Here is a 13571-nt window from a genome sequence, read left to right on the forward strand (position 1 = left end):
TGCTACGCAACCCCAAAGGTACACATCTCCATGCACATCCTCGTCGTCGATGATGATCCGTTAGTCGGTGAAATGACACTGGCCATGCTCGAAGAGGCCGGCCATCAGGTGCAGTTGGCCGAACATGGCCTCGATGCGCTCGAACGCCTCAGTGAAGATGCCAGCATCGAACTGGTCGTCTCTGATCTGCACATGCCGTTGCTCAATGGCTTGGAGTTGTTTCAGGAACTGCGCGAACGCGGCTTGCAACAACCCTTTGTGCTCTTGACCGGCGACGATCCGGCTCCGCTGCTGGCGCGTGAACCTGGACTATCGGCATGCTTGGCGAAAGATGCGGCTTTGGAACAGCGGTTATCGGAACTACTGGCGCAATTCTAAAACGTTCAGTGTGAAAACTAAGTTGAACTAGAGCAGACGCGAGGCGCACTTGTTATGCCAGCCGCCAGCCAAGATTCCTTCCAAGAACGTAAGCGCCGTTTACGGGCGTCGTTCATCGAGCAGCTTCCCGACCGGCTGCGTCAAGCACGGGCACTGCTGGCTGATCTCACCAGTACCGGGCGTCAAGACGAACCGCTCACGCAACTGCATCTGATTTTTCACACCCTAAAAGGCTCAGGCGCATCTTTTGGTTTTAATGCGATCAATGCCTCAGCGAAAGAAGCTGAACAGATGTTGCGCGAGGTCATCGACGGTGACCGGCGCATTTCCGCGCCGCTGTTGGCCGATCTGCGCCGCCATGTGCAGACGCTCGAAGAGTTGGAATTAACCGTTGATAGCGCGATGGGCAACGACAGCCACCCGTGCTTTGATCTGCGCCGTCAAGCCAATGCTGACGCTGAGTTGACGGCCCACAATCGCCTGATTTATCTCTGCGACGACGATCCGTTGTTTGCGCAAGACCTGTCAGAACAGTTGCAATGCTTCGGCTATCAGGTCAAGCCCTATCATGCCCTTGATGATTTGCGCACCGCCGTGCTCACGCAGCGCCCGGCGGCGGTCATCATGGACATCATATTTCCCGAAGGCCGCGACGCCGGCCCGACGACGATTGCCGAGTTAAACACGCAACTGGATGCGCCGATTCCGTGTATCTTTATTTCACAGCGCGATGATTTTCAGGCGCGATTACGGGCGGTCAAAGCCAATGGTCGCGCTTACTGTCGCAAGCCGGTGAAAGCGGTCGAAATGGCCGAATTGCTCGATCAACTCACCAGTCGCGGTAATCCTGAGCAATATCATATTTTGATCGTCGATGATGACCCGGATGTTGCGCAGTTTTATGCGATGGTGCTCGAATCCTCGGGCATGGTCAGCCGCGTGGTGAGCGAACCGGAGCGCGTGCCGACGGTGCTGGAGGATTTTGACGCCGATCTGGTACTGATGGATCTCTACATGCCGCATTGCTCCGGCCCCGAATTAGCGCGGGTGTTGCGGCAAATTCCGGGCTATCTGGGCTTGCCGATTATTTATGTGTCCTCTGAAACCGACGCCCAGCGCCAATTCAAAGCACTGGAAGTCGGCGCTGATGGCTTTTTGACCAAGCCGATTGAACCCGAACGGCTGGTCACGGAGGTGCATCTTCGCGCCGAGCGGATGCGCACCTTACGGTCACTGATGATCCGCGACAGTCTCACCGGCCTGTTTAATCACAACACGATTTTGCAACTGCTCAAGGTCGCGCTGGCTTCCTGTCAACGCTCCGACCGGCGACTGTGTTTGGCAATGATCGACGTGGATCGCTTCAAATCTGTCAACGACACCCACGGCCATCAGACCGGCGATCAAGTGCTCATGGCACTCGGACGTACATTGCGCCTGCGGCTGCGTGAATCGGACATCGTGGGACGTTACGGCGGCGAAGAGTTCGCGGTGATTATGACCGGACTGGACGCCGAGCAAGCAAAGGGGATCATGGATGCACTGCGTGAGAGTTTCGCCGCCGTGACCTTTTTGGCCGATGGCACTGAATTTCACTGTACCTTTAGCGGCGGACTGGCGGCATTCCCCGAATACAGCGATCCATCGGCGCTGATCGAAGCAGCAGACGCGGCGCTCTATCGCGCCAAACACGCCGGACGCAACTGTATCCTGATTGCTCACCATCAGGATGCGGATGGGGTGTCCGCACTGACGCATTCGAGCTGACGCACTATGGACACGCCACAGGATACACTCGGCACACTGCTTGAGCAGCGCCGCACTCAGACTGCCGATCCAGCGGCAGTCGATGCCCCAACGGTTAAGCTGGTGATCTTCACGATTGGCGCACAGCGGTTGGCGCTGCCTGGGACGTGTGTGAGCGAAATTCTGCCGCTGACGACCATTCATCTCGTTCCCGGCTGTCCGGCGGCGCTCGAAGGCGTCATCAGCGTGCGCGGCGACATCACCTCGGTGATGCGCCTCGGCGATTTGCTTGACCTCGAACACGCCCCGCCGAGCCGTCACGGTGCGATCCTGCTCGCCCAAAGTCCGCAGATGATTGGCGGTGAACCGATGCGCAGTGGCCTGCGGGTTGATAGCGTCGTCGATGTGCTTGATATTCTTGAAGACAGCTTGCAGCCGGTGCCGGATACGCTCGCTGGCACCCTGCGCCGCGCCAGCTCGCGCCTGTTTGAACTGGGTGCAACGTCGGTCGTGCTGCTGGATCTGGACACGCTGTTTCAGGACTACCTGCGCGAGGTCGGCTGAATGCCCACACTGCCCGCCGCGCCGCTTCCCGCCGCTCTGGAACTGGTGCGTTGTGAGAGCGCCGGACTGTGCTGTGCTTTTGAAGCGGCGAAAGTCAGCGCCCTACATGCCGTCAGCCTAGCACCGAACGCCCCGCACCTCACCGAACTGCTACAGCAATCCGCGCTGCCGGAAGCTGCCGCGCAGCGCCTGCTTGAACTCAGCCTCCCGCACGGACAGCGGCGGCTGGTGCGCGTCGGCGAGCCAGTGATTCACTTCAGCTTACCGACCCACGCCATTCAGCCGCTGCCGCCGCTGCTGGCCGTGCGACTGCGCCCCAACGGTGTGCGGGCGCTGGCTTGGATCGAAAACGCCGGACATGAGCAACTTGTCATCATCCTTGATGCGGGGCGGCTGATAGCTGGAAGCTGATAGCTGGCAGCTCAAACGCAAAATCACCTAATATAGCTGCTATCCTCCCGTGTGCCCCCGCCGCATTCGGGCCACACTCTTAGCCACTGAGATTAAGCATGTCTGAGCAGAACACCACCCATTTCGGCTATCAGCAGGTGCCGGTCGCAGAAAAAGCCAAGCGCGTGCGTGCGGTTTTCGATTCGGTTGCCAGCCGCTACGATGTGATGAACGACCTGATGTCACTCGGCATTCATCGGCTGTGGAAACGGCACGCGATTGAACTGTCCGGCGTGCGTCGTGGGCAGCGCGTGCTCGATTTGGCATCGGGTACCGGCGATCTGGCTTATCGTTTTTCGGGGCTGGTCGGTGCAGATGGGCTGGTGGTGATGACCGACATCAATGCCGCCATGCTCGGCGAAGGGCGCACGCGGATGCTCGATCAGGGGCGCGTGGGCAATCTGCAATACAGTCTAGTCAACGCCGAACAGATTCCGTTTGCGAGCGATCTCTTTGACTGTGTCACCATTGGTTTTGGTCTGCGCAATGTGACGCATAAACAGAACGCGCTTGATGAAATGTTCCGCGTGCTCAAGCCGGGTGGACGGGCGCTGATTCTCGAATTTTCGCATCCGACCACCCAATCTCTGAGCAAAGTCTATGATGCGTATTCGTTCTCAGTGCTACCGATTCTCGGGCGATTGGTAGCTAATGATCCCGACAGCTACCGCTATCTCGCTGAGTCGATTCGGATGCACCCCGATCAAGAAACGCTCCGCGCCATGATGGAAGCGGCCGGTTTTGAACGCTGCGAATATTTCAACCACACCGGCGGGATCGTCGCCATTCATCGCGGGTATAAATTATGAGCGCCGCTGGTTTGCAGATTCCTGATGCGCTGCTCGCCGTCGTCGAGCTGACAGTGAACCGGTATCTCGCGCTCGATTCCGAGGGCGCGGCGGCGTTCGCTCCGCTTGCTGGACGCATCATTGCGATTGAACTCACCGGCTTTGGTACGCGCATCACCGTGATTCCAAGCGAGCGCGGGCTACAACTGTTTGGCCTGTATGATGCTGAACCGGATTGCTTGATTCAGGGTTCGCCGCTGGCGCTGGCGCGGCTGGGCATGACAGCGGATAAAGAAACACCACTGGTATCTGGTGAAGTCAGCATCTCCGGTGACACGACGTTAGCACAGGATTTCAGCGCCGCACTCGCACGGCTAAATGTTGATTGGGAAGAGCAACTGGCGCGGGTGATTGGCGATCCGTTTGCGCGCCAGGTCGGCAATCGGGTGCGCGATGCCGAGCACTGGACAGCGCGTACTTCAGCGACCTTGACGGCTAATCTCAGCGAATATCTGCAAGAAGAGCGCCGCTTACTACCAACACGCTACGAAGTCGAAGCCTTTTTGCAGCAAGTCGATACCCTGCGCGATGATGTTGAGCGACTAGCCGCCCGCATCGAGCAGCTCGCCAAACGCGCCCCTGGGATCACGCCACAATGATGGGGCCACGTCAGGCGCTGCGCCTGTTTCGCATCAATGCCGTGTTATTGCGACATGGCCTCGACGAGGTCATTCTCGCCACGCATTTATTTCGACCCCTGCGCTGGATTAAATACCTGCTGCCCTGGCATTGGGTCAAGCGCGATCTGCCGCCTTATCCAGCGCGAGTACGGCTGGCGCTGGAAGATCTTGGGCCGATTTTTGTTAAATTCGGGCAAATTCTATCAACGCGCCGCGATTTATTGCCGGATGATCTGGCCGTTGAATTAACCAAACTGCAAGATCGCGTCCCGCCTTTTGGGGGTGAAGCCGCACGAGCGTTAATTGAAAAAGCTTGGGGGCGTCCAATTGAAGCGGTGCTCGATCAATTCGATCCAGTACCGTTAGCATCTGCTTCCATTGCGCAAGTGCATAGCGCCCGGCTAAAAGATGGCACGGAAGTAGTTGTAAAAGTGTTGCGGCCCGGCATTGAGCGCACCATTCGCCAAGACCTGAGCTTAATGTATGCCGTCGCGCATTTAGCGCAAAAATACTGGAAAGATGGGCGACGGTTGCGGCCGGTTGAAGTGGTGCGCGAATATGAAAAAACCATCTATGATGAATTAGATCTTCAGCGCGAAGCGGCCAATGCATCACAAATTCGCCGCAATTGGCTCGGCAGTGACATGCTCTATATTCCCGAAATCTATTGGGATTGGACGCGCCCGAATGTCATGGTGATGGAGCGCATTTACGGCACGCCAGTTGGCGAAGTCGAAAAGCTCAAAGCGCAGGGCGTGAGTATGAAAGTGCTCGGCGAACGCGGGGTTGAGATTTTCTTTACCCAAGTATTCCGCGATAACTTTTTTCATGCTGATATGCACCCGGGCAATATCTTCGTTGAACCTTCGGGGCGCTATATCTCGATTGATTTTGGCATTGTTGGAACATTGACAACTGAAGATCAGCGGTATCTTGCTGAGAATTTACTGGCATTTTTTGAGCGCGATTATCGGCGCGTTGCTGAATTGCATGTCGAATCGGGTTGGGTGCCGCCGGGCACGCGAGTTGATGAATTTGAAGCTGCGATTCGCACGGTCAGTGAGCCGATTTTTGAAAAGCCATTATCTGAAATCTCATTCGGACATTTTTTAGTGCGGCTTTTTCAAACAGCTCGGCGCTTTGATATGGAAATTCAGCCTCAGCTTGTGCTTTTAGAAAAAACCCTGCTTAACATCGAAGGCTTGGGACGGCAGTTATATCCTGAGCTGGATTTATGGACAACTGCCAAGCCCTATATGGAACGCTGGATGAAAAATCAGGTAGGTTTAAAAGGGTTATTTGATCGCACGAAACGCAATCTCTATTCGGTTGCCGATCAAGCGCCGGAATTGCCATTGATCGCGTATCGGATGTTGATGGCGTATGATAAACAGGTACGCAGTGCTAAATTCGATCAAGCACAAGAGCGCGAAGATCAAGCTACAGCTTCGAATACGTTGATTAAATCTATCGGTGGTGCAACGCTGTTGATTTGCGCAACGCTGATGCTCTTGCTTGGCCCCGGTCTTTGGTTGCCAGAGCAGATTGCGGCGGGATTGATTGCGGCGGCGTATTTGGCGGGTGTGTGGTTATTTATTACCGCTCATGGGCGGAGTTAGTCTCATTCGGCACCTCTGCCACTTCAATATGTTCGGTAATCAGCCAAGATTGCACTGCTTCCCAGACCTGCGCGAGCGCCCCCTGATGCAGCGGATCACGCAGTGCCGCGTGCTCGACGCCCTCCAGCCGTCCATAGAGGCTCAAGCGTAGCTGTTCCAGCGTGCAGACTTGTAGCCGGAAATCACTGAGTAGGCGTGTCAGTTCGTGATGCGTCGGCACCACGCCGAGCACGTCAAACAGCGGTGGGAGCGCGGTAAACAGCGGTTGCGCTTCCGGCCCCAGCCCAAAATCAGCCGGTTGATACGGCTGCTGACGTTCGGACTGACGCCCAATCCAGAGGCGAAAGCTCTCTTGACGCAAGGCGTGATAGAGCGGCTCATCTGACAGCAGCATCAGATGCAGCCGTTTCGGATTGGCGACATAACTGCCGCCGCGCACCTCCCACACGCATTCAGTCAGCAGCCGATGCAGGCGCAGATGTTGGCGAAAATCAGCCGTGTGCAGTTGATCGAGGATCAACACTGTGAGATCACCTTCGCTCTGGGCGCAGGCTTCGCTGACGATGCGGTCGAGCGGCTCGATGGGCGGTTCGGTGCGGCCGAGTTCATCCTGACTCGGCGGCAGAATCACATCCGGCAGTGGCGGATGCTGATCGGTGAAATCGTGATAGAGAATTTGGGTAAAGCCGAGGGCCTGCGCCAGCGCGTGTGCAAACGCGGTTTTGCGGCGCTGACCATCACCGGCGAGATTCAGTGCTCGCACCCCGGCGGTCGGCCCGTCTAGCCAACAACGTACCGCGAAGGCGTACTCATCGTTGGACTCGAAGCCATAGGTGGTGAGAGGTTCGCGTAGGCTGGGCATAGTGCGGCATCAGTTGCAGTTCGATGCGGTTCGATCTAGGTCGATGCTGTTACGTGTGCGTCACTGCATCCGATTTCAGATGCAGTGACGCGCTGGTCACGCAACGATCACGAACGGTTATTTAAGGTTGCGGCAGCTTAAGCGCATAAAACATTCGGCTTCCGCCGCGCTGCACCAGCACCGCTGCGGCACGTCCGGGTTCAATCGCCGCCACAATGCGCTCGAAATCGGCAAGCGAATTGACCGGCTGATTATCGAGCATCAGGATCACATCCCCGGCGCTCAGACCGGCCGTATCCGCTGGGCCAGGATCGACCGATTCGACCAACACCCCGCCTTGCTCGATCTCAAGCTGTTCGCGCAGTTCAGTGTTCAACTCGCTCACGGCCAAGCCGAGACGATTAACCGTGGGTTTATCAAAGCTGTCGGCGCTGCTGGCGACCTGCTCTTCGTCTGGCAGTTCATCAATTTTGATGGTCAATTCCAGTCGTTGACCGCGCCGCAACACGTCCAGACGCACACGCTCGCCCACAGGCGTCGCCCCGACGAGCGGCGGCAGACTGCTGGAAGTCGGCACTTCACGGCCATTAAAACTCAAGATCACGTCACCGGGTTCGAGCTTGGCCGCCGCCGCCGGACTGTCAGGCAGCACCTGCGCCACCAGTGCCCCGCTCGGCTGCGGCATTCCGAAGGATTCCGCCAGTTCGCGGGTCACATCCTGAATCAGCACTCCCAGCCAACCGCGACTGACGCGCCCAGTGGTTTTGAGCTGCTCGACGACATCCATTGCAACTTCAATCGGAATCGCAAACGACAGCCCCATAAAGCCACCCGTGCGGCTATAAATCTGGCTGTTGACGCCGACGACTTGACCGTCGAGATTAAACAGCGGCCCGCCCGAATTGCCCGGATTGATCGCCACATCGGTCTGAATAAAGGGCACATAATTTTCACTCGGCAAGCTGCGCCCTTTGGCGCTGACAATGCCTGCCGTCGCCGAGGATTCAAAGCCAAACGGCGAGCCAATCGCCAAAACCCATTCACCGACTGCCAGCTCTTTACCCGAGCCGATGCGGACTGTTGGCAGTCCGGTAGCCTCGACCTTGAGCAAGGCAATATCACTGCGTTTATCTGTGCCGATTAACTTGGCGACGAACTCGCGCCGGTCGCTGGTGCGCACGATGATTTCCGCTGCACCTTCGACAACATGCGAATTGGTGAGCACATACCCATCGGCTGAAACCAAAAAGCCCGAACCGAGTGAGCGCGATTGCTGGTTTTCCTCTGGGAGCATGCCGCCGCCTTCTTCGCCAAAAAAGTGCCGGAATAACTCTTCCAGCGGACTGCCTTCAGGCAGTGCCGGCAGGGACGGTATCGAGGGAATCGAAAACTGTGGCAGACGGTGCGAGGTCTGTGGCGGCGGGGCTTGCTTGGTGCTGATATTGACCACAGCAGGGCCGTTTTCAGCGACTAATCGGGTGAAATCCGGTAACTCGCGTCCGAATAGCGGATTGGCGATCAGTAAACCAAGTAAGAGCAGAACCGGCGAGCGTCGAGCAAATGGGCGCATGGCAACTCCGAGCGATGACAGCGAATGCTGAAAAATAAAGCAAAAGATGTCGGCGATCCTAGTGCAGCTCGGTCAGCGTCACGGTGACGGATGGTGTGAGACGGCGCAGAATCACCGGTTGATAATCAGGCCGTTGGGCCAACGCGACACTGTAGCCGCGAAGCCACCCAAACGCTAGTACCAGCCCACCCACTGCGCCCAGAACGGTTATCAGCTCTGCGTGTGCGCCACCGAAGTGCTCACCGAGCCATGCTCCACTAATCAAGCCTAGCAATGGCACCAGATAGGCTGCCGCTGCGGTGCGCAATAAACCCTGTTCGCTCAAGCCGACGATCACCGTGTCGCCGATTTGTGCGCCGATTGGATTCTGCGCCAGCAGCTCCACCGGCTGTCGCCCAAACACCCGCGCCAGCAGCGAGGTGCCGCAAGCGGTGTTGACTTGGCATTGACCGCAGGCACTGCGGCGTGTCGCGCTGATACGGGCGCAGTCGCCAATGAGTGCAATGACGTGACCTTGTTCTTCGATCATGGTTTTTTTTCCGGCTCCGGTTGTGTCGCAACAACCGCCTGATAGACCCCAGCAATCGCCGCCTGCACCGTCGCGGGCGGCACCTCGCCAACCGCGATGATCTGATATCCGTTCACCTGTCGCCCAGCGGCGTGCACTGAACCGCTATTGGCCAACCCGTCGAGGCCGTTGGCGCTCGCCGGCTCGATATAAATTGAATAGGACGACAACCGATCTGTGAACAAAAAATGCTCAACAACGCTGCCATCGGCTTGTTGCAGTCGATGCTGCATGACGAGCTTAAAACCCAATGGCATCGGCTCAAAACGCCAGTGACTGCTTGGGGTCGTCGCCGGCGCAGTGCGCACTGAGTGCGGCGGTTCAACAACAGCGGTTGCGGCTGGGTCGGGCGTGGCATCGGGATGGAGCGTGATCGAGGTAAACAGCAGTTGTTCGAGCGGTGCTTGATGCCGATCGATGAGATCGGATTTCAGGGGCAGCGCGGTTTCGCGGTCAATATGGAAGCGATAGCCGTAGCGCAGATCGTCTTTTGGAATCAGGCCAACGACATCGGTTTCGCGTCCAGCTACCCGTGCGCGACCGAGATAGGCGACCTGGTAATAGCTTTGGAGCGCGTCGGGATCAATGCCATCGGTGTCGAGAAAGCGCCCGCCGTTTTGCTGTTCCACCGAGATCGGGCGACCGTCAGAGAGCACGCAGTTGACGCGATCTTTACCGCGTGCCACAGCGCGAATCGGGCCACTGAGCGCAATCAGCCGTTCTTCGATCTGGCCGTCCTTGATGCGATGGTCGAGGCTCAGGGTTTCGAGATGCGTGTCGTGCAGATAAACCAGCGTGCCTTCGTAGTTGCGCGAGCGCACGGCCTGCGTCATGCGTTCGATCAAGGCGGCTGGTGATAGCTCCGCTGCGCTGGATTCAAGCGGTTCACTTGGCGTGCTGCTCCACGCTGGCAGCGCCAGCAGACCGCCTAGCGTGAGCATCAGCGCCGCTGCGCCCAGCTTAACGCCCGGTCTCATAACCAACGAGCATGGCATAGGGCAATAATCCTGTAGCGCCGCTCGCGGACGCCTTCGCTTGATGGGTGACGAGATAGCGGTCAAGCTTGCTGGCCAACTCAGGTTGTTCCAGATGCCAGCGTTGATGCTCAAATTGTTGCGCAAGTTGCTGTTCAACCAGCGGCACACTGAGTGGCGTGTTGCGTGACACATCGGCTAATTCGGGCGCATCCGAATCAGTGCTGAGTAAGGGCAGCGTGAGCACGGCCATCAGCGTGACCGAGGCGGCGAGTGCCCAGCCGGTGTCGCGGCGACGCCAGCGGCGCGGCGTGGAGAGCGAACGCGGTGGACGGAGCAAGGTCGGTTCGGCATGGAGCGCGGTGCGCACCTGCTCGGCAAGCTGGCGGGCGTTGGCGTGAATGGCTTCGCCGCGAATCGACTGGCCAATCAGCGTGTAACGCTCCCAGCAGGCGCGGAGTTCGGGGTCGTCGGTCAGGGCATCGAGTAGGGCGGGAAGCTGGGTAGCCGCTAACTCACCATCGAGTAGCGCGGACAGTCGGTGTTTAGGCTCGTCGATCATGGGTAATCACGCCTGAGCTGTGGGTTCTATCAAAAAAGAAGCGACTGGCCCAGAGCAAGAAGCTGGACAAGTCGGCGGGGGCTGATGCGTCGCGTGTCAGCCGTCAAGCAGCGGTCTGAGCCGTTTATCAATCGCTTCACGGGCGCGAAAGATACGCGAACGCACGGTGCCGATGGGACAGTTCATGGCCGTGGCGATCTCCTCGTAACTCAAGCCTTCCAGCTCACGGAGCACAATGGCGGTGCGCAGATCGTCCGGCAAGTCATCGAGCGCGTGTTGTACGGTGGCGGCGATCTCATCGGTCAGCACCTGCCGCTCGGGTGTCGCCTGCTCACGCAGCCGCCCGCCCATATCGAGCTGTTCGGCGACCTCGGCTTCGATGTCATCAGCCGGTGGTCGGCGGCCCTGCGCGACCAGATGGTTTTTGACCGTGTTGACCGCGATGCGATACAGCCAGGTATAAAACGCGCTTTCGCCACGAAACCCCGGCAGAGCGCGATACGCCTTAATAAATGCTTCCTGCGTCACGTCCATGACATCGGCGGTGTCGCGTACATAACGGGAAATCAGGTGCGAGACTTTTTGCTGGTATTTGAGCACCAGCAGATCAAAGGCGCGTTTATCGCCCGACTGGGCACGATTGACCAACTCGTGATCGGGGTGGCGTTCAGTCATGGACAGACGCCGCCCGCTACGCCAGCCTTGGGATCCGTTGGCATGGACAATTCACCGCTTAGTAAGTTCGTGACCATTATGAGCTTCCAGCCGTCAGCGATTAGCGTCCAGCGAGTCAGTGCAGGTGCGATAGCGTGGCGTGACAGTTGTGTGACGCAGTAGTATTAGCGGCGTCTTCGTTGCTATCAAGAGTACACGCCCATGTCCAATACCTGCCACCGCCATGATGTGTTAATCCTCGGCAGCGGTGCTGCTGGGCTGAGTCTCGCGCTACGGCTGCCAGCGAGTCTATCCGTTGCCGTCGTCTCGAAACGCGAACTGTGTGAGGGCAGCACCCGCTATGCGCAGGGCGGTATTTCGGCCGTGCTCGATGCTGGCGATTCCATCGAATCTCACGTTCAGGATACGCTCAAGGCCGGTGCCGGTCTTTGTGATCCCGAAGTTGTGCGCCAAGTCGTCGAACGCGGGCCGGATAATATCCGCTGGCTACTCGATCAGGGCGTTGAGTTTACCCGCGATAGCGAGCACAACGCCGCCAGTGGCTATCATCTCACACGCGAGGGCGGACACACCCATCGGCGCGTGATTCACGCAGCGGATGCGACTGGTCATGCTGTGGCGACCACGCTCGAAACCCAGGTGCGCACCCGTGCCAATGTGACGCTCTATGAGCAGCATATTGCCGTCGATCTCATCACCACGCGCCATCTCTCGCGTCAGGCCGCGCCACGCTGTCTCGGCGCCTATATCCTCGATCTCGGCAGTGGTCAGGTGGAGACGTTTTTAGCACGATTTGTCGTGCTGGCCACTGGCGGCGCAAACAAGGTGTATCTGTATACCAGTAACCCAGATGTGTCTACCGGCGATGGAATTGCGATGGCGTGGCGGGCCGGGTGTCGCGTCGCCAATATGGAATTTATGCAGTTTCATCCGACCTGCTTGTATCACCCGCAGGCGCGGTCATTTCTGGTCACTGAAGCCCTGCGCGGCGAGGGCGCACGCCTGCTGTTGCCGGATGGTGAGCGATTTATGCCGCGCTTTGATCCGCGTGCCGAACTCGCCCCGCGTGACATTGTGGCGCGGGCGATTGACCACGAAATGAAGCGCTTGGGCAGCGAATGCGTCTATCTCGACATCTCGCATCGTCCGGCGGACTTTGTGATCGAGCATTTCCCGACCATTCATGCTCGCTGTCTCGAACTGGGCATGGATATCACCCGCGAGCCGATTCCCGTCGTGCCAGCGGCGCACTACACCTGCGGTGGGGTGATGGTGGATCGTCAGGCGCGTACCGATCTGCCCGGACTCTATGCCAGTGGCGAAACGGCCTACACCGGCTTACATGGCGCAAACCGCATGGCCAGCAATTCGCTGCTCGAATGTCTGGTCTATTCGGAAGCGGCGGCGGCGGATATTACGCGCCTCGCCGCTGAGGTGCCCGCACCGCCCGAAGTGCCCGCGTGGGATGAAAGCCGCGTCACTGAGCCGGATGAAGAGGTCGTGGTGACGCATAATTGGGACGAACTGCGCCGCTTTATGTGGGATTACGTCGGCATCGTGCGGACGAATAAACGACTGCGCCGCGCCAAACGTCGCGCCGATCTGCTGGCGCAAGAAGTGATCGAGTATTACAGCCACTTTCGTGTCAGTAATGATTTGATTGAACTGCGCAATCTGCTGGAAGTCGCGGATTTGATTATTCAATCGGCATTACGGCGGCGCGAAAGTCGCGGCCTGCATTACACGCTCGATCATCCTGTCAAAGATGCCAGCCAACGGGTGCCGACCATCTTGATTCCCGATGGGTATCAGCCGCGTTCGGATGGCTAAAGCACGTATAAACACATTTAGGAGACAGTTGCCGTTTCATTCAAGCAAGGTAGCAAGGTAGGATGGGTAGAGCGAAGCGAAACCCATCATTCCGCGACCGCATCGCGCCATAAAAAAAGCCCCCGAGTTTCCCCGAAAGCGTTCAATTTCATCAATCAGGCATTGGTTTTAGGGCAAAAGTGAGATGGGTTTCGCTTCGCTCTACCCATCCTACCTAGCTCAGCGTAGTTCAGACGGCCTTGTCGCTCCAAACAGACGTCAAGCATCCACATAGACCGTTAAAAAGTCGCACATCGGGTTTTTAT

Annotated in this window: 14 protein-coding genes; 8 read left to right on the forward strand and 6 right to left on the reverse strand. The window is 57.9% G+C overall.

Features of this window, described 5'->3' with window-relative positions:
- Positions 1-30 precede the first annotated feature (30 nt).
- The 7 genes from BLW10_RS00840 to ubiB all read left to right on the forward strand — a co-directional run bounded on the left by BLW10_RS00840 (position 31) and on the right by ubiB (position 6225).
- A complete protein-coding gene (locus BLW10_RS00840; protein ID WP_091331561.1) occupies positions 31-378 on the forward strand; it encodes a response regulator in 348 nt (115 codons plus the stop codon).
- Between the two features lie 54 nt (positions 379-432).
- Complete coding sequence (locus tag BLW10_RS00845) at positions 433-2145, forward strand: diguanylate cyclase (protein WP_091331563.1); 1713 nt, start codon at positions 433-435, stop codon at positions 2143-2145.
- Positions 2146-2151: 6 nt separating this feature from the next.
- Positions 2152-2688 (forward strand): chemotaxis protein CheW, encoded by a 537-nt coding sequence (locus BLW10_RS00850; protein WP_091331564.1) that lies wholly within the window; start codon positions 2152-2154, stop codon positions 2686-2688.
- Entirely contained in the window at positions 2689-3099 is a 411-nt protein-coding gene (locus tag BLW10_RS00855) for a hypothetical protein (protein WP_091331566.1), read from the forward strand.
- Positions 3100-3197: 98 nt separating this feature from the next.
- Positions 3198-3947: a bifunctional demethylmenaquinone methyltransferase/2-methoxy-6-polyprenyl-1,4-benzoquinol methylase UbiE gene (gene ubiE / locus BLW10_RS00860; RefSeq protein ID WP_091331567.1), complete on the forward strand. Its 750-nt coding sequence runs from the start codon at positions 3198-3200 to the stop codon at positions 3945-3947.
- Positions 3944-4585 carry a ubiquinone biosynthesis accessory factor UbiJ gene (locus BLW10_RS00865; RefSeq protein ID WP_091331569.1) on the forward strand — a complete coding sequence of 214 codons (642 nt, stop codon included), beginning with the start codon at positions 3944-3946 and terminating at the stop codon, positions 4583-4585. The genes ubiE and BLW10_RS00865 overlap by 4 nt, the downstream gene beginning before the upstream one ends.
- Entirely contained in the window at positions 4582-6225 is a 1644-nt protein-coding gene (ubiB, locus tag BLW10_RS00870) for a ubiquinone biosynthesis regulatory protein kinase UbiB (protein ID WP_091331570.1), read from the forward strand. Before BLW10_RS00865 ends, ubiB begins: the two co-directional genes overlap by 4 nt.
- On the opposite strand, the gene BLW10_RS00875 is transcribed toward ubiB, so the two are convergent.
- From BLW10_RS00875 to rpoE, 6 genes are all read right to left on the reverse strand, one after another.
- Positions 6203-7087 (reverse strand): hypothetical protein, encoded by an 885-nt coding sequence (locus BLW10_RS00875; RefSeq protein ID WP_091331572.1) that lies wholly within the window; start codon positions 7085-7087, stop codon positions 6203-6205. The two genes, ubiB and BLW10_RS00875, sit on opposite strands and share 23 nt — an antisense overlap.
- A 121-nt stretch (positions 7088-7208) precedes the next feature.
- The gene (locus tag BLW10_RS00880; protein ID WP_091331573.1) at positions 7209-8657 is read right to left on the reverse strand and encodes a DegQ family serine endoprotease; all 1449 of its coding nucleotides are present in this window, start codon (positions 8655-8657) and stop codon (positions 7209-7211) included.
- 58 nt (positions 8658-8715) lie between these two features.
- A complete protein-coding gene (locus BLW10_RS00885) occupies positions 8716-9186 on the reverse strand; it encodes a SoxR reducing system RseC family protein (RefSeq protein ID WP_091331575.1) in 471 nt (156 codons plus the stop codon).
- The gene (locus BLW10_RS00890) at positions 9183-10202 is read right to left on the reverse strand and encodes a MucB/RseB C-terminal domain-containing protein (protein ID WP_091331576.1); all 1020 of its coding nucleotides are present in this window, start codon (positions 10200-10202) and stop codon (positions 9183-9185) included. The genes BLW10_RS00885 and BLW10_RS00890 overlap by 4 nt, the downstream gene beginning before the upstream one ends.
- On the reverse strand, positions 10186-10761 hold the full coding sequence (locus tag BLW10_RS00895; protein WP_091331578.1) for a sigma-E factor negative regulatory protein: 576 nt from the start codon (positions 10759-10761) through the stop codon (positions 10186-10188). Before BLW10_RS00895 ends, BLW10_RS00890 begins: the two co-directional genes overlap by 17 nt.
- A gap of 96 nt (positions 10762-10857) precedes the next feature.
- Positions 10858-11436: an RNA polymerase sigma factor RpoE gene (gene rpoE / locus BLW10_RS00900; protein ID WP_091331580.1), complete on the reverse strand. Its 579-nt coding sequence runs from the start codon at positions 11434-11436 to the stop codon at positions 10858-10860.
- A 201-nt stretch (positions 11437-11637) separates the two neighbouring features.
- On the opposite strand from rpoE, the gene nadB reads away from it, so the two are divergent.
- Positions 11638-13266: an L-aspartate oxidase gene (gene nadB / locus BLW10_RS00905; RefSeq protein ID WP_091331581.1), complete on the forward strand. Its 1629-nt coding sequence runs from the start codon at positions 11638-11640 to the stop codon at positions 13264-13266.
- Positions 13267-13571 lie beyond the last annotated feature (305 nt).

Source organism: Allochromatium warmingii, from assembly GCF_900107145.1.
GTDB lineage: Bacteria > Pseudomonadota > Gammaproteobacteria > Chromatiales > Chromatiaceae > Thermochromatium > Thermochromatium warmingii.

Excerpts from the sequence above, each read along its gene's own strand:
- BLW10_RS00840 (WP_091331561.1), top strand. The coding sequence starts at position 31 with ATGCACATCCTCGTCGTCGATGATGATCCGTTAGTCGGTGAAATGACA.
- BLW10_RS00875 (WP_091331572.1), bottom strand. The coding sequence starts at position 7,087 with ATGCCCAGCCTACGCGAACCTCTCACCACCTATGGCTTCGAGTCCAAC.
- BLW10_RS00850 (WP_091331564.1), top strand. The coding sequence starts at position 2,152 with ATGGACACGCCACAGGATACACTCGGCACACTGCTTGAGCAGCGCCGC.
- ubiE (WP_091331567.1), top strand. The coding sequence starts at position 3,198 with ATGTCTGAGCAGAACACCACCCATTTCGGCTATCAGCAGGTGCCGGTC.
- BLW10_RS00880 (WP_091331573.1), bottom strand. The coding sequence starts at position 8,657 with ATGCGCCCATTTGCTCGACGCTCGCCGGTTCTGCTCTTACTTGGTTTA.
- BLW10_RS00865 (WP_091331569.1), top strand. The coding sequence starts at position 3,944 with ATGAGCGCCGCTGGTTTGCAGATTCCTGATGCGCTGCTCGCCGTCGTC.
- rpoE (WP_091331580.1), bottom strand. The coding sequence starts at position 11,436 with ATGACTGAACGCCACCCCGATCACGAGTTGGTCAATCGTGCCCAGTCG.
- BLW10_RS00890 (WP_091331576.1), bottom strand. The coding sequence starts at position 10,202 with ATGAGACCGGGCGTTAAGCTGGGCGCAGCGGCGCTGATGCTCACGCTA.
- BLW10_RS00845 (WP_091331563.1), top strand. The coding sequence starts at position 433 with ATGCCAGCCGCCAGCCAAGATTCCTTCCAAGAACGTAAGCGCCGTTTA.
- BLW10_RS00855 (WP_091331566.1), top strand. The coding sequence starts at position 2,689 with ATGCCCACACTGCCCGCCGCGCCGCTTCCCGCCGCTCTGGAACTGGTG.
- BLW10_RS00885 (WP_091331575.1), bottom strand. The coding sequence starts at position 9,186 with ATGATCGAAGAACAAGGTCACGTCATTGCACTCATTGGCGACTGCGCC.
- BLW10_RS00895 (WP_091331578.1), bottom strand. The coding sequence starts at position 10,761 with ATGATCGACGAGCCTAAACACCGACTGTCCGCGCTACTCGATGGTGAG.
- nadB (WP_091331581.1), top strand. The coding sequence starts at position 11,638 with ATGTCCAATACCTGCCACCGCCATGATGTGTTAATCCTCGGCAGCGGT.
- ubiB (WP_091331570.1), top strand. The coding sequence starts at position 4,582 with ATGATGGGGCCACGTCAGGCGCTGCGCCTGTTTCGCATCAATGCCGTG.